Source organism: Nocardia cerradoensis NBRC 101014 (assembly GCF_000308535.1).
GTDB lineage: Bacteria > Actinomycetota > Actinomycetes > Mycobacteriales > Mycobacteriaceae > Nocardia > Nocardia cerradoensis.
The window spans coordinates 1-24239 of sequence record NZ_BAFW01000030.1 but is presented as its reverse complement, the minus strand read 5'-3'; the positions used below and the strand labels follow the sequence as shown (position 1 = coordinate 24239).

The following is a 24239-nucleotide window of genomic DNA, read 5'->3' as shown; positions in this document are numbered from 1 at the left end:
CGGCGCGGCCGGGTGCGGACATCCTCATCGGTGCGATGCTCGGTAACAGTGTGCGGTGCTGCGCTTTTCACCGCACACCCCGGACTTCGGCGAAGATCTGCGTACGGCGGGCGGGATTGTCGAGCACATCGCGAATCCACAAGCCGAGGTCGAGTTCCGGTTTACGCCGGCGGTAGCGCACCGTGCACACCGCCAGGCCCGCCCGGGTCACCGTGAACTCGGTATGCCGGCGCCCGGCGCGCTGCCAGTGCACGATGACCGCCAGATCGTCGGCATCGATCAACTGCCCCGCGACGCGCAGGAACAACCGATCGTCGGTGCGGAAGAAGACGAACTCCACACCGTCCAGATCGCCGTACACCCCGCTGAACGGGCCCATCGGTTCGGCCGTCTCGTGCAGTGACCCGGTGAGCGGATCGACCTCCGCACAACGATGTCCGTTGAACTCCTGCACCAGGATTCGCGGTGGAGTGGGGCCCGGCGAAGCGGTGGCGTGGATGGGGTGGCGCGCCGGAGCGGAGGCGGGGGCCGGGTGGCCGCCATTCGGCATCGGCGGGACGAACGACGGGAAACCGTTCGGGGGCAACGTGTTCAGCGCTTGCGTGGCCGAATCCGGTTGCGTTACAGCGCGTCCTGTGGTGCTTGCCACGGAATCGTCGAGGGAGAACGGGCGATCCACGGAGAATCGCCGATCATGGGAGTTCCCGTTTCCGAATCCCGAGTCGTACCCGGCGCCATGGCTGTTCTCGTTCCCGGACCCCGGGTCGTTCCCGTTCCCGTTCCCGGGTACCGGGTTGGACCCGTTGCCGTGGCCGCCCTCGTTTCCGGCGCCCGGGCCGTACCCGGCGCCACGACCATTCCCGGTGCCGTACTGATCTGCACCGCCATCCCATGGCGCGCCGTGAACCGGGAGAATCGCCGCGGGTGAACTGCCGGCGAACGCATTCGGGTCGAGGGCCGGCCACGACGGAAGTTGCTGCGGCAAAGTCGGTTCGACAGACGGTTGCACGGCGCCCAGCGGCGCACCGAACGGGTTGTGAACGGTTCCAGCTGGATTCACGTCCCAATGGTGGTCGTGGTGCTGCGGGCCCCCCGGGCGGTAGCCGTGAGCGTGATCGTGGCCGTCATGGTGGTGATGACCTTGACCGTCACGGTGGTGATCGCCGTGACCACCGTGGTCGTGACGCCCGCGACCGTCATGATCGTGATCGCCAGGATTGCCGTGGTCGTGATGCCCGCGACCATCGTGATCGGGATCGCCGTGACCACCGTGGTCGTGACGCCCGCGACCATCGTGATCGCCATGACCGTGATCGCCGTGATCATGCCCATGGTGGTCGTGGTGACCATGGCCGCCGGGACCGTGCCCGTGGTCATGGTGGTGACCGTCCCCGTCGTGATCGTGGTGACCGTGATCGTCGTGGTCGTGATGGCCGTGATCACGGCCGTGGTCGTGCCCGCGGTGATCACCGTGGTGATCGGGGTCGTGACCGTGGTGGCCACCGTCGGGGTCGTGGCGGCCTACGCCGGGTTGTCCCCGGCCGGGCTTTCGCGGCGGCTGATGGGGTGGCGGCTGTTGCCGTGGCGGCTGATGAGGGGGCGGAGGCTGATGGGGCGGGGGCTGATGCGGTGGCGGGGTGGGGATCGGCGCGGGTGGGAGGTGGACATCGATGGGCTTCGGGGTGTAGTCCGGCCACTCGAATTCAGCGTGGTGCGGGACGTGCGGGACCGGCGTGATGTACGGCTTGCGCGGATCGCGGGCGCGCGGGTTCGCTGTGTCCGCGCGATCGGGCTCGCCACCGTCCGGCGGTTGCTGCCCCGCCCGTCGGCCGGTACCCGCGCGACCATCATCTCCGGACTCGGAATCCGTTCCGTCTCCGTCCGATCCGGGCTCGCGCCGGCCACCGCCGCGCGGTTGCGCAGGGCCTGATTCCTCCGCCCGGTCCCTCTGCGGATCTCCCTTCTGTCCGGATTCCCGGGAGTCGCCGTCGCCGGCCGACTCGGGATCCGTATTCCGCTCGCCCCCTTCACCTTCCGAAGAATCCCCGGCGCGCACCGGACGCTCTCCACTGTCGTCGGACCCCTTCGGCCCGCTCCGAGTACCTTCCGAAGTTTCGCGACGCCCATCGTCGGCAGCGAGGTTCGGCGTAACCGTCTGGCCGCTCGCATTTTTCGCGACATCGGGCTGCTCCGCCCCGGCTTCTCCGCCCGCGGGATCGGCGAGTGGTGCCTGTTGGTTGCGAACCTGTCGCTGCGGGGCGGCAGCAGGGTTCTCCGCCGCGGACGGACTGCTGTCGGTATTCGCATCCGCCGCGTGCGGTGGGGTTTCGGGGCCAGATTGCGGCGGAGTCGCGTCGCGGGTCGGCGCTTCCAGGGGAGCGACGAAGGCCCGGCCCTGGGAATCGACGGTCAGGCGGATGTGGCGGATCTCCACGTGCGGATGGGCCAGCGCCTGGGCCAGTTGCGGGTGGGCGTCGGCGGCGGCATCGAGTTCGGCGTGGTGGGGAGAACCACCGGCACCGTCGGAGCGCAGGCCCAGCACGATCACGGTCGGTTGGTCGCCCTCGATGAGCCCGACGCGGTTCGTCACCTGCCGCGCGCCCTGCCCGGCGAGGAAATCGGGGCCGGCCGCATCGGTGATCCGCTCGGTGAGTGCGAAGACCCGGGCACGTGTCTCCTCGTAGGCTCGCGCGGCGCGCTCCCGTTCGCTGCCGGTGGCGGCGTCACGCTCGGCTCGCAACCGGCCCAGATCATCGGCGAGGCGGGCACGTTCAGTCGCCAGGCGCTCGACTTCGGTTCGACCCGAGGACAATTCGTGTGGGCGCATCGGCCCCGGTTGCCGCAGCGGACCGTCACCGGATCGCGGCACTTCGTCCGGATGCGCTGCCACCGCACCACCGGAATCCGAACCGGGACGATCCGGACGGTCCGGTTTCGCACCGCTCGCGCCCGTATCCCCCTCGTCCAGGCCAGGTTCGCCGGTGTCGCGCTCGTCTGCGCCGGGTTCCTCCCCGCCACGCTCATCCGCCCCGCGCTCGTCTACGCCGGGTTCATCCGCCCCGCGCTCGTCCCCGCCGCGCTCGCCCGCGCCGGATTCATCCCCGCCGGGCTCGTCCACGCCACGTCCGTCCGCGTCCCGCTCGTCTGCGAAGGGCTCGTTCAGACCGCGCTCGCCGGTGCCACGTCCGGTCGCGTCATGTTCGTCGGTGCCGGAACCTTCCGTCTCTTCTGCACCGTCACCAAGGGCGGTTCGCGGTGCGTCCGTACCGTCGAGGGCGGGGCGGGTCCGATTCGGCTCACCCGCCCGCTCGTCGGGCCCGGCCGCGTCGAGGTTGTCCAATCGGCGGGTGATATCGCCGCGCAGCCGCCGGAGGGTGTCGGGCAGTTGCCTCGGCTCGACCGCGGCTTCGGGTTCGCCCAGGCGTTCGGCCCAGACGAAGCGCTCGCCGGGGTCGGCGGCGTCGGCGAGCTGTTCCACGCGGCCGGCGCGCAGCAGCAGATCCAGCAGCGGGTCTCGGGCACCGGGGGCGGGCAGGGCGCGCAGCGGTCCCGCATCGCGCGCCGCCAATTCCTTCAGTGCCGCGACCGGATCGCGCGGCAGACCCGGGAAGCGTTGCCGCGCACCGGTTTCGTCGAGTATCTCGGCGGCGCGGCGTTCGCGCGGCGAGAGCCACGACGGGTCGGGCGCGGGTGCGTCGACCGCGTACGGAATCCGCGACATCCGCAATGTCTTGTCGCGGTCGTGCTCGGGCGCATCGGGCGGCAGTTCGTCGGGATGGACGGGCACGCCGTCGCGGATCACGAGATGTCCGCTCAGGCGGCGCCGGTTGGTGTCCCAGTCGTAGCCGTACCGGGCCGCCTCGAGGTCGGCGTCGTGCCAGGTGGCGTCGTCGTGGCCGGCGAGGTACTCGGCCTCGACGTAGGCGTCGTCGAGCAGCAAGAGGTCTTCGTTGTACGGCGTGGTCCGGCCGTCGCCGTCGCCTTCGCCGGTGAGCCGCAGCCAGGCGTCGGCCACGTGCGGGAGCCGGTCGTAGGTCTTCTTGACCATCCGGCCCGTCGGATCGGCGTGGTCGCGCACCCACATCTCGTTGCGCATGAGGTGGTCCTTGACCAACTGGATGCGCTCGGTCAGTTCCGCGCGGGTGAGCGCAGTGCCGTCCGGATGCCGCGCCAAATTCAGCGCCTCCAGCCGGGCACCGCCGGGATCGGCGGGGTCCAGCAGCGGATCGCGGGCCCGGGTCAGCAGGTCGACGATCCGGTGCACATCGGCGTTGCCGGTATCGTCGGCGAATCGTCCGATCACGCGATCGGCCCAGCGCTGCACCGCATCCCAGCGCGCGACATCGCGATCCTGACGCGGTGTCGACCACTCCACCCGGTCGCGAGGCGGCACGTGATCGGCGGCCGACCACGGCCGATGCGGCGGCTGCAGATCGATCCGCGGGCCGGCCCGCCAGCCCTTCCAGCCACGGAACGAGCGCACGACCGGGATCTTGCGCAGCACCGGATGATCCGGATCGAACGCGCCGTCGGGCAGCCAGGTGGTGTGCCCGCGCACCCACTCCCCGATCTCCGGCCGGCGTTGCAGCGGACCCAGCACCCAGGGGTGCTTGCGGGCCATGTCGTAGAGCTGCACCCACCGCTTGCCGATGGTGTAGAGCGCGCCGTCGAGCGGCATGCCGTGATGGGCCTCCTCGTCCCAGCCCGGCGGCGGTTCCGGTTTCGGTCCGGGTCCCTGATGCCACCACAGTTCGGCGCGGCCGGCTTCGCTCAACGTCAGGATCTGCTCGTAGCTGAGTTCCGGCCAGTGATCGGTGAGGAGCCGAAGTACCAACGGCTCCACCATGTTCTGGAACGGTTCGGCGCCGAGTGTGCCGCTGAACCCGTCCGGCATCTTCTCCTCGCGCTGCCGGTACGGGATGTGCGAGTTGTCCGTACCGCCGAAGGCCGCCCACCCCTTGGGCGGCAGCCGCCAGCCGTCGACCTCCTTCTGCCAGTATTTGTCCAGCTTGGTGCCGCGCGGCAGTTCCGGCTGGTAGGCGCGGAAACCGCGAGCCTGGCCCTCTCTGGTGTCGTGCCACCGTCCGTCGGCGCCGCGCCAGCGCACCATCGTGTCGCCGGCGAACGGCAGGGTGTCCTCACCTAGGCGGCCGTGCGGCGGCAGTCCCGTGCGCTCGATCTCCACCGGCGCCATGGTCTCGACCCGCGCGCGGATCTGACCGGCACCGTCGCGATCGCCACCGGCCAGTTCACCCGTGACCGTCAGCCGATCGATGGTGGTGGCCGGATCCTTCAGCAGCGGAGCCAGATCGGGATGCCGGGCCAGCGCATCCAACAGCGGAGCGTCGAATCGATCGTCGGCGGGGCGGCGCGGCCCGGCCGGATCGCCGGCACGCACCGGAACGTCCGGATGGTCGAATCCGGCACGTCCGGCGACGACGATGAAGCGGGCCGGGCGACCGCCGGTGCCGTCGTCGGCGGGTGCACGACCGTGGTCCACCCACACGTTCTCGCTGATCCGGCGCAATGCCGGGGGCTCATCCGTACCCACCGCGGCCCGCCAGTGGTCGGCGACGGCATCGGGCCACGCACCGGTGAGAGCGACCCGCTCGTCGTTGAAGCGGTCGATCTCGTGTTCTGCGCGCTCCACCGCTTCCTCGGCGTCGGCGAGCCGGCGCAGATTCGCCGGCGTGCGCTGCGCGGGGTCGTCGAGGAGCCGGGACAACTCATCCCTGATGCGGCGCAACGGTTTCGCCCGCTGCACCGCCGCGCGATGGTCGTCGGCAACCCGGCCGAGTTCGTCGCGGACCGCCTCGGCCTGCGACGCGTCGTGACGGGCACCCCGCTGTTCGAGATCGTGGATCTCGCGGTCGATGGCGTCGAGCCGGTCCTCGAAATGGAACAGCCGGTCCAGTGCCTCGGCCAGTTTGTCGGCGTGGTCGGTCTGTTCGCGCTCCTGTTCCGGATTGAGCTGCTCGTGCCGGGCGACGTCGGGACTGTCCGGGCCCGCGCTGTCGCTGACGTAGCGCCCGGTGTCCGCGCGCAACTGACGCAGGGTTTCCGACCAGCGGTTGCGGCTCAGATCCACATCGCCGAACGGGTCGGCGCGATGGTCGACCTTGGTGCGCCAGAACTCGAGATCGGCTGCCACATGGGCACGTTCGCGCACCTTGGCGTCGAGTGCGGCCTGCGGGTCGGCCACCGGCGCGGTCTCCGCCGGTCGGGCGCCGTCCGCGCGTGGCTCGGCGGATTCCGGCGAGTGCGGCTCGGTTCCGGTCCGTCGCGACTCGAGTTCGGCCGGTCGGCGCGCGCCGCCGTCGAGTTCCGGTGGCGGCCGGTGCATGTCGTCGATCCGAACGCGGCCGTCGGCCGCCACGCGGACCTGCTGGAATACGAATTCGCCGTCGTCGCCGAGCACTGCGCGGCGGACAGCGGGATCCAGGACATGATCCGGATTCGCGCCGGGTGCGACCACCACGAGCCGGTCCGGTGCGCCGTCGCGCCCCGGAACCAGCCGCGCCACTGCCGATTTCGGATTCGCCGGGTCGACGGGGCGCCCGTTCGCATCCAGCGCTATGCCGTCGTGGCCGGCCAGCACATCGCGCGCAGCGAGTAGCGCGGCGTCGGCCGCCACCCGGTCGCGCGCGGCCACCAACGTCTGATCGTGCACCCGCAACAGCCCCAGCAGAGCCTTGCCGAGCGATTCGGTCTCCTCGGCCCGTGCTTCCTCGGCGCGGCGGTCCTCGAAGAACTTCTGCAGATCGGCCCGTGGGATGTCCGCGCGGTTCCACAGTTCGTCGGCCCGCGCCCGGCGCTGGACGATCAGATCGCGCACCGCGCCGGCCAGCTCGCGTGGCCGCATCCGCCAGGCGTCGTCGATGCCCAGATGTTCGGCGAGCTGCACGATCTTGGCGAAGTTCTTGTCCACCTGATCGTTTCGCCGGCCCAGTTCCGCGCCGAGGTCGCGCAGCTGTCTGCGCAACGCCCGGGTGCTCGGCTCGTGCTCGTGCTCGTCGCCGCCGGCGATCCAGTCACCGGGTCGGCGCGCCGGATCCGGCCGCGTGGCAACGGGTTCCGTCGACGCCGGACGGTGCTCGCTCACCCAGATCCGGCCGTTGTGGTCCAGTTCGAGCCGGTAGTAGACGGCGTCGAACCCCTCGGCCGCATGCCGGACCCGCTCCCGCGCTGGCAACCGGAGCTCCGGATCGCGGCCCGCGCCGACACCGACCCATCGGCCGCGCTCGCCCGGCGCGCCGTCCACCCGCATGTGGGTGGGGGCGTCGAAACGGAAGCGGCGATAGGAGACGCCGGAGATTCGCGGGCCGCGATCGTCGAAACCGGCTCGCAGCCGCAGTATTTCGCGTTCGGCGGCATGCTGGGCGGCGGCCCGGCGAGCGGATTCGTTCGCCGCCGCCGTGCGATACCGGTCCACCAGCTCGACGGTCGCGCGGCGCTGCCGCTCGGAGATCGGATCGCGATGGTCGTTCACCGCATCCCGGACCGCACGTTGCAGTTCCGGTCGCGACAGCCCCTCCGGATCGACGCCGAATTCGCGGGCGAGCCGCTCGAGCCGGCCCGGGTCGACGGTGCGCCGATCGTTGAGTTCGATGGACAGTTCGGCACGCCGCTGGGCCGGCGGTGCCAGCCGATCGCGGATCGCATCGGCGACCTGATGGTCGGACGGCAGCGGCACACCCAGGCGCACGGCGCGCCGATCCACCTCGAGCCGAGGTGCGCCGCGATCGAGATCGCCCAGCAGATCACGCAATTCGCGGCGGATCGCGGGCGCGGTGCCGGCCGCATCGGCGGTGCGGGCGATCGCCTCGCGCAGGATCTCGCGCCGCATCTCCTCCGGCCGCAAGCCGAGATCATGAGCACGCGCGGTCATTCGCGTCCAGGCGCGGGCCCGCGTGGCGCCGGCATCCGCCAGATCCCGCAGCGCCTTACGCAAGGCACGCGTCACCGGACGATGCTCTCGTTGCGGACCGTTCTGGTCCCACGTCTCACGCGCGGGCCGTTCGCCACCGTGCGGCGCGGGCGGGTCCGACTGACGCGGGAACGGCAGGGTATCCGAATTCTGTTGCACCGGAAGGTTTTCCGGACCGTCGCCCTCGCCCTTGGGCGGGCTGCCGTCGTCCGAACCTCCACCCGTCGGAGGCTTACCACCGGCGCCACCGTCGGTCCCACCACCGGCGGCATCGGGTGCGGGTTTCGCGCCGGGTTCCGCCTCGGCCTGCGGCGCCGCGCCACCGGGCCGGTCGCCGCCCGGCTTCGCGGGCGAGCCACCCGTGCCGTCGCCACCGGAATCGGCACCCGGCTCCTCGCCCTCGCCTCCGGGTTCGGTCGCGGACCGCTCGTCGACGGCCGGCAGTTGCTGCTCGCCGGGCTTCGCGACCGATTCATCACCAGCCGCCGGTTGGTCACCGGGTTTCGCCACAGCACCTTCATCGGACGTGTTTCGGGCGTCACGGTTCGCAGCCGCACCGTCCTCACCGGCCGTCCGCTGCTCGCCACGGTTCGCGACGGAACCTTCCGCTCCCGGCGCGTCGGTGTTGCCGTCGTCGGGCGCAGGGCGGCGACCGTCGGCAGACGCTCGCTCGCCGGATTCCGGTGCGCGCTGGGGGTTCGCGGCCCGCAGTTGCCGTTCCTCGATCCGGGCGGCCTGGTAGTCCCGGGCGGCGCGCATCATCTCGCGGCGCAAGCGATACAGGTCGTTCAGCCGCTCCTGGGCCCGATCGCGGGCGGCCGCCCACTGGTCCGGACGCAGATCGTCGCGGGTGATGGTGGCCTGATGTTCGGCCGACTCCTCCTCGATCCGGCGGAGGATCGCCGCCTCCAGATCGCGCGCAGTGCCGCGATCGGGGAGGCCGAGTTCCGCTGCGATCCGGCGCAATTCGTCGTGTGCGGCATCCTGCCGGGCGAGCGCGGCGTCGATCAGGTCAGGTTGTGCGCCTTCTCTCGCCGCTCCCTCCTGCGGTTCTCCGCTCCCCGGCGTCTGCTGCGTCTCCGGTACCGGCCCCGCCGGTTGCTTCGTCTGCCCCGCATCCGACGGCTGCTCGCGTTTCTCGGCCCCCGGCTCGGACTTCTCCGCCTCGGTCCCTGTGTCGGGCTTCGCCGGCTCCGCGGCAGACACACTCTCCTGCTCCGGCGTCGGGGTATCCAGCACGCCGTCCCGTTGTGGCGCTGCGGCTTCCTCGGCGTTCCGCGCGGGCGGGTCGAGCAGCGTTTCGCCCGATTCGTCACCGGCGTGGATGTGCGGGCGGTCGATATCGATTCCGCGGGCGCGGAAGCGGTCCAGCACCTCGGCGCGGAAGTCCTCGAACGTCCCGGTCCGGTGGGCATCGAGGGCTTCGCGGATGAGCGTGCTTCGAAGTGACCCGAAACTGTGGTTGCGCCGCAACTCGCCCGGCGGATCCGCGCCGATGCCCACACCCGGCAGCACCTGCCGCGTCATGGCCGGCACATCCCAGCCGACGACATCCGGGTGTGCGGCCTGGAACTCGCGCAGCCATTCGACCACCCGGCGCGCGGCGGCCCGGTCCTGGACGTAGATCACCAAGCCGTCGGCCCGGGGTTCCAGCGGACCACCGATCTTGGCGACCGGAACACCGGGGAAGTTCTCCGGATCGTCGACGATCTCGTGAACGATGCGACGCATCAGTTCCGGCGCGGCATCGTTGTTGGCGTCGACGTACACGCGGAAGTTGTGCTCGCCGTCGGAACCCACGCGCCGGAAGTGAACGAAACCGACGTGTTCGGGCGCCGGCTCGACGTCACCGGCCATCAGGAAGCCGCGAGCCTGATTGACGGCCACCCGGCCCACACCTTGGCGTTCCGAGAGGATCCTGAGCAGCCCGCGCACGTAGCCTTGCGGATTCTCGACCGACACGTCGCCGGCGCGTTCGGCGTAGCGTGCGTAGACGTCGAGGTAGCTGTCGATCTCGGCGCGGGCGTCCCAGATCTCGCGCAGGAACGATTCCAGATTTTCCCGCGACACCGGTGGCGCCTCGGTGCCGTTGTGCAGGTGGGTCAATTCCCGAAGCGCCAGCAGATCATCGAACGACGTACTGGCACGCAACCGCTCGTGCAACTCGTTCACTGTGCGCGGGCGTTCGAACACGTCGGGGAAGTCCGCCACCGCACGCTCCACCACATCCCGCAGTTCCGGCGGAACGTCGGGATGGACGGGCGGTTGTAAGCCGGGCTCCGGCGCGGCCTCAGGGCGCGGCTCGGTGGTGTCCGGCTTCGGCGAGACGGTCGACGATTCCGTTTCGGCCCCATCGGGTTTCGGCTCGCTGGGTCCGGCAGGCGATGGTGCCGGTTCGGTGGGTCCGCGGTGGTCGCCGACGATCTTCCACAGCCAGTCGGCGTGCTCGGCGGCTTGCCGCGCTTCCCATTCCGCTTGGTCGGCGCGCATCCGAGCGGCCCAGGACCGGGCGCCTTCCGGACCTTCCGGATCGCGCGCGACCATCTCGTCGGCGAGTTCGCGCATGCGCACGGCATGGCGGGCCGCCATGCGCGCGTCCCAGCTCGCATTCTCCGCGCGCATCCGCATGCCCCACTCGGTGGGCGATTCGAGGCGCGGAGGTGCGGTGGCACCGGAATCGGCACCATCGGGGTCCCCACCCTCGGGCTCGGGCGGTTGCGCACCCTGCCCCGGTGAGCTGGGCGGCTTCGACGGTGGTCCTTGCGGCGGGGCAGCGGCCGCGCCGTCGTCCCCGTCGTCGCCTTCGGACAGTTCCACATCGCGTTCCACGGCGGCGCGCAGTTCCGCGTCCAGATCCGCGACCCGCACATCGTTGTCGTGGAATCTGCGTGTCGCGTCGAACAGCGCTTCGTGCCTGCGCGAGAACTCCTCGAACCGCCGTCGATAGTCGGCGAGATTCTCACCCCGGACGGTGCGTGACCCGAGTTCGCCGAACAGATCGTGCAGGGCCGAGCCGTCTTTCAGGTCGTCGGACAGTAATTCCTCCGGCGTCACGTGCAGTTCGTAGGCATGGTCCTCGATATAGCTGCGGGCCCGTTCGCGCTCGGTCCACGCCGCCGCCCATTCCCGGCTGATCCGATCGATGGTCGCCTGCCGATTCTCCGGCAGGTCGGCGACCGCCTGGTGGTAGCGGTCGTTCAGTTCCGCCAGCGCGCGCAGATCGGCGGCCCGCTGCCGCACCTCGTCACGCAGTTCGCGCTGCACCTGCTCCCGCTGCGCCGGGGTGAGCCGCTCGTGCTTCTCGATCTTGCCGTCGCGGTAGGCCTCGTAGGCCCGCACGTACTGTTCCGGGGTGGCGTCGGTGAGGTCGTGGCCGAGCAGCCGGGCCCAATCGCGATTCGGCCGCGATCCGGACGCGACCGGCTGATCCGGGTCGGGCGTGCCGAACAGCCGCTGCCCGTCGCCGATGACCTCGCGCAGATGGGTCAGCGCCTCCGGATCGTGCATCGGCACTTCACCGTCGAACACCCGCGGATCGGTCGCGGGATCGAAACGCAATCCGTTCGTGAACGGGTCGGCGTCCGCCAGGGTCCGGATGAAATCGGTGAGCGCCGCGGCGGTGCCGGGGTCACGGAGGCGCCCGCGGATCAGCGAAGTCAACTCGCCGGGGTCGATTCCCTGCGGATTGCGCTGATAGTCGAGTTCCTTCGAGTACTTCTTCGGGAAGACGTCCTCCGGTTCGCCGCCCAGAGCGCGCACGAGGTTGTCGCGGGCCTCGACCAGGTGAGCCGGATCCTCGCCGCGCCCCTTCAGATAACTCGCCAGTTTGTCGTAGTACTCGACCAGCTGCTCGACCTGCTGTTTACGCAGTGCGTTGCGGGTGCCGCGGTCGGCGATCGAGTCGGCGACCCGCTCCGGTGTCGCGTGTTGCGCGTCGTCGATACCGCTGGTCTGCGCGAGCCGGTCGCGCGCGTTGGCCAGATCGTGGAAGGACTCGATGGCGTCGCTGCTGCGCGCATGGTCCAGCAGCGCCTCGATCTGCAGGGCGCGCAGGTCGTTGGCGCGCAGTTCGTGTTCGATGAGTTCGGGCGTGATCTGCTCGGGGTCCAGACCGAGCGCACGCGCGAGATCGTCTCGCACGGAACGGATTTCCTCCGGCGTGCGGGCGTGCGGCGCGACCGGGGCCGGCTCGGCGGGCGGCTGGGTGACGTGCCAGTCGCCGTCGGCGTCGCGGATCAGCAGTCCGTCCAGATGCCTGCCCTCGACGTCCACCGAGATCGCCCGCCCCTCGATATCGCCGAGGTGACGGATGTGCGCCTGATTGTTCGCGTCGACGACGACGGTCCACTTCTCCGCCCGCACCTCACCGTTGTCGAGGCGCGCGGCGAGCCCGGGAAGACGATCGAGCGCGCCGGCGAGCGTCTGCTCGTGGTCGCCGTGCACGTCGAGGATCACCAACCGGCCCGGCTCGCCCGCTCGCTCCGGCGGCAGCTCCCGGACATTGTTGGCGGGGAAGCGTTCCCGGAATTGCGCCACCTGGTCGGCGAAATCGCGGATTTCCCCGGCACGTTCGTGCACTCCGTCCCGCAGGTCGTTCAATGCGCGGTCGAGTTGTTCCGGTTCGAGGCGGGACAGTTCGGCGGCGAGCAGGTCGGCCCAGGTCGCGCGTTCGTCGCGAATCTGGTCGCGCCGCAGCGCATTCTCGAAATACGTTCGCAGACCCTGGTCGCGGCCCGACTCGTCGTCGGGGTCGTATTCGATGCGCTCGTCCGGGTTCTCGACGTTGAGCACGTCGAAGTCGCGGCCCGACTCGGCGCCGTTGTTCACGCCACGCCAGTTCAGCAGGCCGGGATCGTCGCCCTGGGCGATGATCACTTCCTTGAGGAACCGCCCGAGCGGATTGTGGTCGGTGATCGACTGCGGCCGGTACGGGATATCGGCGTGTTCGGCGTTGTAGCGATGGGCCGCGTCGCGCAGGGCCTCGACGACGGCGGCCCGGCGTAGATTCTGGTATTCGACGGTATCGAGTGCGCGGCGCAGCGTTTCCGGGCTGATATCGGACAGATCGATGCCCAGACGATCGGCGGCGGCACGCAAATCGTCGGCCGGATTGTTCTGCGGCGCTTCGGATTCGACGTGCGGCGCGGCACCGCCGGGTAGGTCGTGCGGCTGCGATTCGTCGACCAGATGGCCGAGGCCGATATCGCGCAGATACCTGTGCATCGCCGCGACCTCGGCCGGGTCCGCGTCCTCGTTCCAGTACGCGTACTCCCGCCCGTCGCGGGCGTGCATCGGAATATGTTCGCCCGCTTGCAGATCCATCCGAGCGGTGAGGTGGTTCAGCAGCGGCGCGTGCTCCCGGTTGATCCAGAGCGTGAACGACTCTTTCAGCAATCGCGCGTAATTGATGCTGATGTCGTGGTCGCCGAGGGTCTCGAGCGCGTGGATATCGAACAGATGCCCGAAATCCTCGGTCATCTCGGTCTGATATTTGCCGTCCTGACCGCTGCCCGACGGATATTTCGGATAGTGCCCCTCGTACCCGCCGGTGAACCGCTGCCACAGCGAACGCAGCCGGCCAGGTTTCGCCGGCTCGACCTCGCCGCCGGGCGCCCGTTCGCCTTCGCGGACCGGCTCGACGGATTCGACCCGCCACCGGCCGCCGCCGTCGGCGCCCAGCCGCAACCGCACGTGTTCACCGTCGACGGCCACGACGACCTCACCTCGCCGCGGTGGCTCACCGGGGGCCGCACCCGGCGTGGGCGTCTCACCGGGCGGGCGACCCGCACCACCGGCACCGTCGGGCAGCTCCGGACTGTCCACGTGCGGTGCGCCGTCGACCCCTTCGGGATGCCGGAAAAGCACTGTGACGCCGGTGTTCTCGCCCAACCGTCCCTCGAGCCCGGAGTCACCCGGCAGATCCGGATCCCCGAAGGTGACCTCGGTGTAGCCCAGCTCCTCGGCGAGGGTGCCGGTGAAGGTTCGGCGCGCGGCCTCCTCCGGCGTGAGCCCCTCCTGCACTCCCGCGTTGAAGCTGTCCAGATTGTCGGTGAGCGCGCCGCCGTCGAACCATTCGGCCTGGATCGCCTCGACGCGGTCGCCGAGTTCGTTCATCAGGTCCCGGAACATCTCGCGCCCGGACGGGGTATCGGGGCCGACGCGCACCTCCACGTGCAGCACGCCGCTCTCGGTCACCCATCCCTTGATGCCGTAGGCGGTGTCGCCGCCGTAGTGGTTGGCATAGCCGGCCCCGCCTCCTTCGCGCGGCTCGGGCGGACCGGCCGGCGGGCGAGGCGGCTGCTCGGTGGGCGCATCCTCGCGGGCCGGATGCGCGGAATCCCATGCTTCGCCGTAACCGCGCGCGTAACTCGCACCGCCGTCGGGCGCGTGATCACCCATGGCCGGGCGGATCGCGTCGACGCCGGCCCGGTTCGCGATCCGGTCCAGTTCGGCGGCCCGCTCCACCGCATCGCCCGGCAGATCGTCCCGCGCGGCCGCCCGTTCGCGAGCCGCGGTGAACGCGTCGCGGTAGATCCGCTCGAGCGGGCTGGTCGCGATGTCGTGGCCCGCCTCGCGCAGCTGGGCGAGCGCGTTGTATTCCATTGCGTGCGCGGCGGTTTCCTCGTCCAGCATGTGCGAGACGTAGTCGTCGCGCGACATCCGGTCGCGGTCGAGCACCCCGTCGCCGGTGCTGCGATCGTGCGCCCGCTCGGCATGGATGGCGGCATGGACCAGGGCGGCCATCTGCTCGCCGTCGGTGCCGCCGATGTCGAGGGTGAGCCGGTTGCGGGCGGGCTCGTAGCGATGACCGCCGCCGGAGTCGTGTTCGATGGTCACGCCGCGGGCGCGCAGCGTGTCGACCGCCCAGGCACCCACCGGCACCTCCGCCAGTTTGCGCTCCAGCTCGGCGACGATCGCCTCGGAAGCCTGGGCCGCGAGGTCCTGCGGCTCGACGGGTTCGGCGGGTTCGTCCCGGGCGGGCTCCGGCTGGTCGACCCGCTCGTAGCGGATCTCGCCGTTGTGACGGGTATCGACGTTCAGGTGTTCGGCCTCGACCCCCGGGCGGGCCAATCGCTCCACGATCTCGGGCGGCGCCGCCCGCATGACCCGCTCGTGATCACCGGGGGCCGCGGCGACCATGATCCGTTCCGGCTCACCGGGAATCACCGCGAAGTGATCACCGAACAATTCGGCACCCGGGGCATCGGCGATCATGTCGCCGAGCAGCCGCCGCGCGACGTCCGCCGCGGCGCTCGCCCGCAGCCGGTCGACCTCGGCCAGGGCGTTGTGATGGCGATCGACGAGATCCGACATCCGGCGCAGATCGTGGGCCAGCCGCTGCAACTCGGCGCGGCGCTCGGGCTGCAGTCCGTCGCGCCCGAGTTCACGGCCGATACTGCGCAGCTGATCGGAAATCAAGTGCTGCAGCATATCCCGGCGCATCGTCGGGTCGTAGGGGATGCGATCGGCAACCCGGTCGGCGACGTGGGCCAGCTCCTGCGCATGCTCGTTCAACCGCACGGTGGCGATATGCCGTTCGAGCGCGGCCGAGCGGATGCGGTCGCGGACCACCGGATCGTCCGGCACGTAGCGGATGCTCCGATCGGTCGGCGTGCGGGCGCCGTCGTGCGCGCGATCCCAGATATCGCGGTAGTGATCGGCGTAGGTCCGGCCGCTGTCGTTGGGCGGGATATGTTCGAGGTAGTTGCGCAGATGATCGACCGCCACCTCGTGCGCGATCTCGTGCGCGCCCGGGCCGTCGAGTCCGCGCAGCGCGCGCTCGTAGGCATGGCGGTACGCGACCTCGGCGGGGTGTTCGGCGATGTCGTAGCCGAGTTCGCGCAACTCCGCCGCCAACTGGAATCGGCGTCCGGAGGCCATCGCCTCCTCGTGCACCATCTCCCGCACATAGTCGTCGCGCGACAGCTCGAGGGGCCGATCGGCGGGCGATTCGCCGTTCAGATAACGCTCGGCGTGCACGCTCTCGTGCGCGAGAGTGAGTGCCTGGGCGATCTGGCCGCGTCCCTCGGCGTACAGCACCGCCGTGATGTCGCGGCGCCGGAACGAACCGGATCTGCCGTCGCTGTGCGATCCCTGATCGATGTGCTCGCGATAGCGGCGATCGGTGAGTTCGCCGAGAATCCTTCTGCCGGTGGATGTTCGAAGCAGCAGTTCGTGGACGCGGCCGACATTGTCGTCGAGCGCCTGCCGAATCCGCACGGCGGACGGATCCTGCTGGCGCGCAAGGGCTTCGCGATGTTCCGGGATGAGCGGATGGATGGGACGCCCACGGTGGTCGAACAGAATCATGTGGGTGTCGTGCAGATCTGCCGGCACGCTCGCCGGGTGGTCGGTCACCACGCCCGTACTCGGATCGCGCACCACGATCCGCCCGCCGCCCTCGTGGACCATGACGTAGGCGTGCGCACCGACGACTCGGCGGCCCGGACCGGCATGATAGCCGTCGACCACCAGTGCCGACGCACCCTTGCGCATCCGGGAGAGGCGCCGCGCGATCGCGTCGTGGTCGCCGACCTTCACCATCCGGCCACCGGCGTCCGCCTGCACCTGCGCGGCGGTCATACCTTCCGGCCCGACCGCCCGCTCGGGCAGCCGGATCGTCTTGCTGCCGGTGAGATCGCGAATCAGCTTCAGCGCCAATTCGGCACAGCGACCGCGGGTCGGCTCCGGACGAGGAGTGGCCGGTTTCCCCGCTTCGGGTGCACCGGTGTGCTCGGGCTGCTCGCTCCGCCCGGACCGCACCGGCTGATGATCGCCGACCGGCGCCGGCATGGGCGGAGCACCCGGCACCAGCTGATCTTCGGGCCGGGCGCCGTCGGCCTCGTCGCGGTCGTGCCGGGCGCCGTCTTCGCCGGTCTCGTCGCGGACCGGCTTGCGCACCGTACCGTCGTGGTTCGCATCGGCCGCCGGACGCCGGCGCGGCCCACCCGGCTCGAACGATTTATCCTGCGCACCATCATGTTCCGCGCGCGAGTGGTCCGAGTGGGACTGGTCTCGCGACGGATCGACGGTGTCGTCGCGCGGTGTGCCCGCCGCGTCGCCGGCTGTATCGTGTCGCACCCCCGGCTCGTCCGTGCGGTTCGACGGGCCCGCATCCACATCGCGTGGTGCGGACGCATCGGCGTCGTGGGGTACCGACGAGTCGGCGTCGCGGGGTACCGACGAGTCGGCATCGCGAGGAACAGCGGTATCCGCATGCCGGGGGACCGACGAGTCGGCGTCGCGAGGAACAGCGGTATCGGCATCCCGGGGGACCGAGGAGTCGGCGTCGCGGGCGATAACGGGCTCGTCTGCGCTTCGGCCGGCCCGGTCGGACTCGCGGGACGGGACACGTTCGTCGTGCGCGAGCGAATCACGCGGACCGACATGTTCGGCATCCCCCGGACCGGCATGCTCGGACGCCCGAGGCTCGGCGCTGTCCGTATCACGCGGGGTCGACGTGTCGGTGCCGCGCTGCTCGGGATCCCGCTGCACCGCCTCGTCCCGATCGCGCGGTGTCGACGTGTCGGCCTCGCGCCGCTCGGTGTTCCGTTGTGCGGGCTCGGCCGAATCGCGCGGATCTTGGCCGTCTCTGCGCGCGGGATCGGCGGACTGCTCCGCCGGATCGTCGGAACGCGCGGTCCGATCCTCCTGTGCCGCATCATGTTCAGCGGACCCCGGTTCGTCGGCACGCCGCGCCCCGGCCTCGTCACCCACGGTCGTCTCGTCGCGGGTGTCGACGTCGTCACGCGTTCCGGGTTCATCACGCGCTCCGACCTCGTCACGCATTCCGAGTTCATCGTGTGTCCCGACCTCGTCGCGGTTTGCGGCCTCACCTCGCGTCCCGACCTCGCCATGAGTCGCGGCATCGTCACCGGCAGCGGCTTCGTCGCGCGTCCCGGCCTCGTCACGGGGTCCGACATCGCCACGCGTCTCGACCTCGTCACGCGTCCCGACCTCGTCGCGTGTTCCGGCCGCTTCCGGGTCCCGCAGCGCCGTGGACTCGTTGTCGGGGGCTCGGATCTCGTCGCGGGCTGCTGCTCGGTCCGGTCGTTGCGCGGCGGGTTGCTCGGGTTTGGTTGGCGTGCGGGTGGTTTCGGGGCGTTCGCCGGTGCCGCGCGCCGGTTCGGTACCGCGCCCCTGGTCCGCGCGCGGTCCGGCGCCGGCACGGTCCCGTGGCTGGGCGGTCTCCCCACGGTCGCGCGGCTGGGTGGTTTCTCCGCGGTCTCGCGGCTGGGCGGTGTCCGCGCGGTCCGGTTTGGCGGTGACTCGCTCGCCCTCGCTAGCACCGGCTCGGCCGGCGGCGCGCGGGCCCTCGGAGTCGCCGACCTTGGCCTGTACGCGCGGATCGGCGGCGGGGCGGGCCGCGGACGCGTCGGCGGCACCGGCTCGTCCCTGCGGCCGGGCGTCGGTGGCGGAACCGCGACCGAGATCGGAGGCGGCGCGTCCGTCGGTGGCGGTTCGGGCGTCCGGAGTGCGCACCTCGCCGGGCCGGGGAGTCTCGGCACCGCCGGACGCGGGTCCGCGGGCGTCGATCGGCGAGGCGCCGGAAGCGGAGGTGGATCCCGTCGATGCGCCGGTTGTCGCACCGGAACCTGTCGAGGCTCCCGGGCTCGACGCGCTCGGGCCCGACGACGCACTGGGACCCGACGTCGCGCTCGATCCCGACGTCGCGCTCGATCCCGACGTCGCGCTCGATCCCGACGTCGCGCTCGATCCCGACGTCGCGCTCGGACCCGGCGACGCACTCGGGCCGGAAGACGCCGCCGGACCGGATCCAGCCGCAGGGCTCGCCGGTTCGGCCGAGGCAGACGCAGCCGGACCCGCCGCGGCGGCGGAACTCGCCGACTCGGCAGGGCCGGACGACGCGGCAGGGCCGGCGGCCGTTTCGCTTCCGGCTGACCCGGCGTCCGACACATGGTGAGCCGATTCGGAACCGGGTGGCGTTGCCGGCGCGGCGGTTTCGTGCGGACCGCCGCTCTGGACTGCCGCCGTGTCCGTGGTCGTGGAATCGTGTGCGCCGCCCGGTGTTTCGTTGTGAGCCACGGGAGTCGGAGACGAGTCGGATACCGGTCCGCCGGAGGTCGCGGATTCGGACGGCGAACTCGAGCCTTCCGCACCGGAGCGGTCCGACACGGAAGCCGGCGGTCCGGCCTGCGTGGCATCCGGACGACCCTGTGGCGCAGCCTGTTCCGTCGCCCCACCCGCCTCGGCTGCCGGACGTTCGTGGGTGCCCGCCGTCGTCGTCGGCGCACCCGCGTGACTGTCGTGACCATTGGTCACCGGCCCACCGCGCACCGGCCCGGAAGTTCCCCGCTCGCCACCGGTCGGATCACCGTGTGGCACAGCACCGTTGCCGTTCACCAGATCGACGTGCGCGTTCGGCACGGTGCCGTCGTGGGTGAAGCCGTGCAGATCCCCGATATTGCCCAGATCGGCGCGCGGCGCGTTCAACTTCCAGAACGGTGAATTCTCGAAATGACTGTGCGCGAAATTGTGATTCAGCGCCGACGCCCCGCCCGTGATCGCACCGGCGCTGAACATGCGCCAGTCGACATGGGTGTTCTTCAGGTTCTTCAGCGCGGTGTCCAGATCACCGTGTGCCAGATCGGAGGCGAACTGCCAGCCGACCGAGCCGCCGAAGGCCGCCACCGAGTTGACCAGGCCCGATCCGGCACCGATCCCCGCGCGGGTCAGATTGACGCCCCACTTCGAGGTGACATCGCCGACCTCGTTACGGAAGGCGTTGCCGAACTTCTTGCCCATCGCCTCGCCGAAGGCGCCCCCGGCCGCGCCACCGACACCCGCGGCGAAGGTGGTGACCTCGAGTTGCTGCCAGTCGATGCTCTTGCGATGCCCCTCCCACACCTGCCACTGCTGCACCGCGAAATCCTGGAGCGCGCCGAGGGCCGCATTCAGCAGCACATGCCGGAACATGAAGCGCACCAAGGCATTCTCGGCCAGCCGGCCCGCCCATCCCGCCATCGCGTCGAGCACCCGGCGCATCATCATGCGCACCGCGACGCGGGTCGCCACGATGATGCCGGCTTCCTCCGCGGGCGCGGTCGGCGGGAAGATCCACACCGCGGCGATATCGGCGGCGGTGATCACCAGCGTCGAATAGAACATCAGCTTGGTGTATTCGATCTGCGTACCGCCGCCGTAGACCGAATCGCCGACCTGATCGAAGTATCCCGCCAGCGCCTCCAGCGAATCCTTGCCGTGGCGCATGCTGTCGAACGTGTCGATCATCTGCTGCCGGCCGTCGCCGGACGGATAGGCGGCCAGCGTCGCGGACTTGGCGTCGTCCATCAGGCTCAGAATTTCGCGCAGCTCGCCGGCGGCGGTGTGCCAGTCGCCCGCCAGCGCCCACATATCGTCTTCGTTGCCGTGCGGCCATTCCATTCCGATGGCCGCACCCAGCCACTCGAGCCAGCTGGGGAACTCGATCATGCGCCGTTACCCGGGTCACCAACTGGAGTCGGTGACCCGGCCTTCCGGTTCGACCGGGTAGGTCTCCGCATCCGCGAACCGGAGCTCGTCCTCGCCGTAGGCAGCCGTACGCTCGGGCGAATCCGGCGGCGCCAGTGAGGGTTCCGGCGGCGTCGGCAGCCGCATATCCGGCATGCCCTCGATCAGATCCGTGAGCTTGGGCAACCGGGCCCTGCGTTCCTGCAGCGGCGCCATCAATTCGCGTTGCCGCTGCGCCAGGTTCTTCGACGCCTGCTGGGCCGCCTCGGTCACCGCCCGCGCGATCTCGGAGTAGCTCAGATCCTCGATTCCGGCGCCGAATCTGGTCTCGATGACGGTGCCGTCGGCATTCACGCTGACCGTGACCCGGTTCTTGCGCACCGATGCGGTGCCGGTCAATTCCGCACGGTCGCGCTGGATTTCGGCGATCACGCGCAGTTGCTGTTTGGCCTCGCCGATGATTCCCGCCAGCTCGGCCTTCATATGCTCGTTCGTCATGGGCACCCGATCCGCGGCCGCTCGATCACTTGAAGCCGTAGGTGTTGCCGTGCTCCATGGTCTCCAGGTAGGTGGCGCTGTCGTTCTGGCCGTCGGAGAACTTCTGGAAGGCGGTGGAGAAGTTGCGCGCGCCGGTGACCATGTTGTCGTGCGCGGCGAGGTAGCCGTCGCCGCTGCCGGTTCCGGCGAACTGCTTGCCCAGACTGTCGTCCCCCCAGCAGTTTCCGTACGCGGTGGTCTTGCCCTGCAATCGCGTCAGCACCTGTTCGATGTGGTCGCGCACGTCCTGCGTCTTGCCGGCGGCCGTGCGGAGTTTCGCCACCTCGACCTCGATCTCGTCCGCCATCGTCCGTCCCTCCATCGCACTGCCGGCCGGCGCCCGTCGACGCTGGACTTCGACGATGGCAGTCGCGGGAAAATCGTCAGTGGCGCCGACGTGAACACCCGGTGGCCGCTCCCGGAAGCCACCGCGAAACCCGCCTCGGCGCCCGGTATCCGATGATGGAGGCATGCGAATCCTGGTACAGCGCGTCAGCTCGGCCCGGGTCACCGTCGACGACGAGGTGGTGGGGCAGATCGACCCGCCCGCGATGGGAGTGCCACACGGCCTGCTCGCCCTCGTGGGTGTCACCGGCACCGACACCGCCGCGCTCGCGAAAAGCTTGGCGGACAAACTGTTTCGTCTGCGCATTCTGGAGGGCGAGCGCTCGGCCGCCGATCTCGGTGCGCCGATTCTGGTGGTCAGCCAGTTCACCCTCTACGCCGATACCGCGAAGGGCCGCCGGCCCTCCTGGTCGGCCGCGGCGCCCGGATCCGTCGCCGAACCCCTCGTCGACGAATTCGCCACCGCACTGCGCGACCTCGGCGCCACCGTCACGACGGGCCGCTTCGGGGCACACATGCAGGTGTCGCTGGTGAACGACGGACCGGTCACGCTGCTGCTCGAGGCGTGAGCGCCGCGCTCACTCGTCCACCTCCTGATAGTCGTTCATCCGCTGCACGATGTGTTCGGCCTCGGTATCGATCCAGTCGATCAGCCCCGCCGAACCCATCCCGACAGCCACCGGCGCCGGTTCCTCCAGGGGAATCACGTAGCGACCGTCGCCGGGCAGGTCCCGCCACAGCCGGGCGACCGAGATGCGCCCGCGCGGACCGAATTTCGATCTGCCCTGCGTCAATCGGACGGTTCCGGTATGCGTCGCGGGAATGTCGAAGAAGGCCGCGCTGGTGAGGCCGCGATAGTCGTCATCGTCGTCGGCGACCATGGAACCGCCGCCCGTGGGCCGGGCCGCGCTTTCGCCGATCTCGATCTCGATCGGTCCGCGCCGACCCGGTTCGGCCGCCGGCAGCAGACCGACGACCGTCTCACCGAGTGCCCGCGGATCACAGGCGGTAATGGTGAAACCTCCGGCATGTTTGAGGGTTTCACCCGGCAACTGAACGACCACGAACCCGCGGGAACCGAGCCGCCCGGCGTAGAAGCGCACGCGCTTGGCCGGATTGTCGAAATCCGAGTCCTCCCATGCCTCCCCGCCGACCAGCACCTCCGGCAGCACCATGGTGTCCACGATCGCTTCGAAGGCGCTGTCGCCGCGGTTCTCCAAATCCGCTCGGGTGCGGCGCCATTCGCGTTCATAGTCGTCCAGATACGGAATGCGGCTGGTGATGCTGAACATCGACGGCACCAGACCGAAGAATCGGGTGTCGCACAACACCTTGTATTCCAGGTCCGTCAGAGTCCACCTGTTCACATGTCCTCGTTCATGGTTCGATCACCGGCTTGACCCGGAACGGGGTGTCGCCCATCGCGTCGTCCAGCCAGTCCGTGGAGGTCAGATACTTCGGGCGCCGATGCTGGCCCTGCGGTCCGGAATTGCCCGCACTCGAGGCCGGGGTTCCCGCCATACCCGGCTGACCGGGTTGTCCGGGCTGGCCGGCCTGCTGGTCGTACGAATCGTGGTGCCCCCCACCGTAGGAGGAGACGTCGGCCGGCAGCGATGCGCGCGGGAACTTGTCCGGTTGCCGCGGTTGGTCGAGTTGCCGAGGCGGCGTGACATCGTCGGGTCCGGTACCGTCGCCGACTCCACCGCCTGCTCCCCCGCCGGCATCGGCGCCTCCGCCACCGGCGCTCTCGCCTCCGCCACCGGCGCTGTCGCCTCCGCCACCGGGGTCGAGCTGTGCCGCGATATCCGACAGACCCTCCATCCCCGGCGTGTGGCTGAGGTCGCGCAGCCGTTCCGCCAGCGAGTGCAGCGGATCGGTGGCGCCCGTGCCCGACAACAGTTGATCCAGACCGGGAATGCCCGAGAGCAGATGACTCAGATCCGGATTGCCGGATAGCAGCTGGTCCAACCCTGTCGAGCCCGACACCAACTGGTCCAGACCGGGGATACCGGCCAGAAGATGACTCAGCTCCGGATTGCTCGCCAGCAATTGATCGAATCCGGGAATGCCGGACAGCAGTTGTCCCAGACCGGTCAGGCTGTCGTGAGCGGTCTGCCCGAGCTGGTTCAGCGCCTGTTCGCCACCCGAGAGCAGCGATTCGAGCGGGTTGGAGCTCCCCGCGGTCCCGCCGAGCAGCGATTCGAGCGGATTCGTCGTACCTGTGCCGCCGAGTAGCGATTGCAGCGGGTTCGAACTTCCCGTCGTCGCCGAATCGCCGAAGGACGGCACCGTCTGGCCGAGGCGGTCGCCGGTGGTGCCGGTTCCGGCTTCCGTATTCTGTTCTCCCGCAAGCCCGGACAGGAGATCGTCGAGCGACGGCAGTTGCTGTTGGCCGTTCTTGGCCGCACCGGCCCCGGATTGCTGAGTCTTGCCGAGATTCGACGGAATCGCCGACGAACCCGTCCCCGAGGTGGATCCGGTGCCGGTCGACGAACCGGTGCCGCTGCCGCTCGGACCCGAGTACGGCGTACTGCTGGGACCGGAACTGCCGCCGGAGGAGCCCCCGGTGTCACCGAGACCGGCGGAATTGAGCAGGTCGCTCAGATTCGGGAGTTGCTGGTTGGACTCGCCGCTACCCGGCATGCTGTCGTAGTTGCTCGGGATCTGTGAACTCTTGCTCGTCCGGCCGGAACCCGAACTCGCCCCGGATCCGCCGCCGTAGCCGCCGCCCGTGCCGCCTCCGTAGCCCGAGCCCGTGTAGTCGGAACCGCTGCCGTAGTCCGCGCCGCCCCCGTAACCCTCGCCACTCCCATAACCTTGGCCGCTGCCATCACCCTGGCCACTTCCATAGCCCTGGCCGCTGCCGTAGCCGGAGCCGCTGCCGTAACCGGAACCACTGTCATAGCCCGAACCACTGTCGTAGCCGCCCCCGTAGCCGGAACCACTCCCCGAACCCGAA

General features: G+C 70.2%; 5 protein-coding genes and 1 pseudogene. 1 reads left to right on the top strand and 5 read right to left on the bottom strand.

The annotated features are described in order from the left end of the window. Positions 1-67: 67 nt before the first annotated feature. Genes ON23_RS04315 through ON23_RS04305 form a run of 3 tightly spaced genes read right to left on the bottom strand, consistent with a single transcriptional unit; the run spans position 68 to position 21242 of the window. Positions 68-20380, bottom strand: coding sequence for a WXG100-like domain-containing protein (locus ON23_RS04315; RefSeq protein WP_039776522.1), 20313 nt, complete (start codon positions 20378-20380; stop codon positions 68-70). Positions 20381-20395: 15 nt separating this feature from the next. Next, the gene (locus ON23_RS04310) at positions 20396-20896 is read right to left on the bottom strand and encodes a YbaB/EbfC family nucleoid-associated protein (RefSeq protein ID WP_039776521.1); all 501 of its coding nucleotides are present in this window, start codon (positions 20894-20896) and stop codon (positions 20396-20398) included. Between the two features lie 25 nt (positions 20897-20921). Beyond that, on the bottom strand, positions 20922-21242 hold the full coding sequence (locus ON23_RS04305) for a WXG100 family type VII secretion target (protein ID WP_143859969.1): 321 nt from the start codon (positions 21240-21242) through the stop codon (positions 20922-20924). Between the two features lie 163 nt (positions 21243-21405). On the opposite strand from ON23_RS04305, the gene dtd reads away from it, so the two are divergent. Then, complete coding sequence (gene dtd, locus ON23_RS04300) at positions 21406-21849, top strand: D-aminoacyl-tRNA deacylase (RefSeq protein ID WP_039776518.1); 444 nt, start codon at positions 21406-21408, stop codon at positions 21847-21849. A gap of 9 nt (positions 21850-21858) precedes the next feature. On the opposite strand, the gene ON23_RS04295 is transcribed toward dtd, so the two are convergent. Further along, a complete protein-coding gene (locus tag ON23_RS04295) occupies positions 21859-22647 on the bottom strand; it encodes an ESX secretion-associated protein EspG (protein WP_051041974.1) in 789 nt (262 codons plus the stop codon). Positions 22648-22657: 10 nt separating this feature from the next. Beyond that, positions 22658-24239 (bottom strand): annotated as a pseudogene (locus ON23_RS35745) (hypothetical protein); the annotation flags it as partial.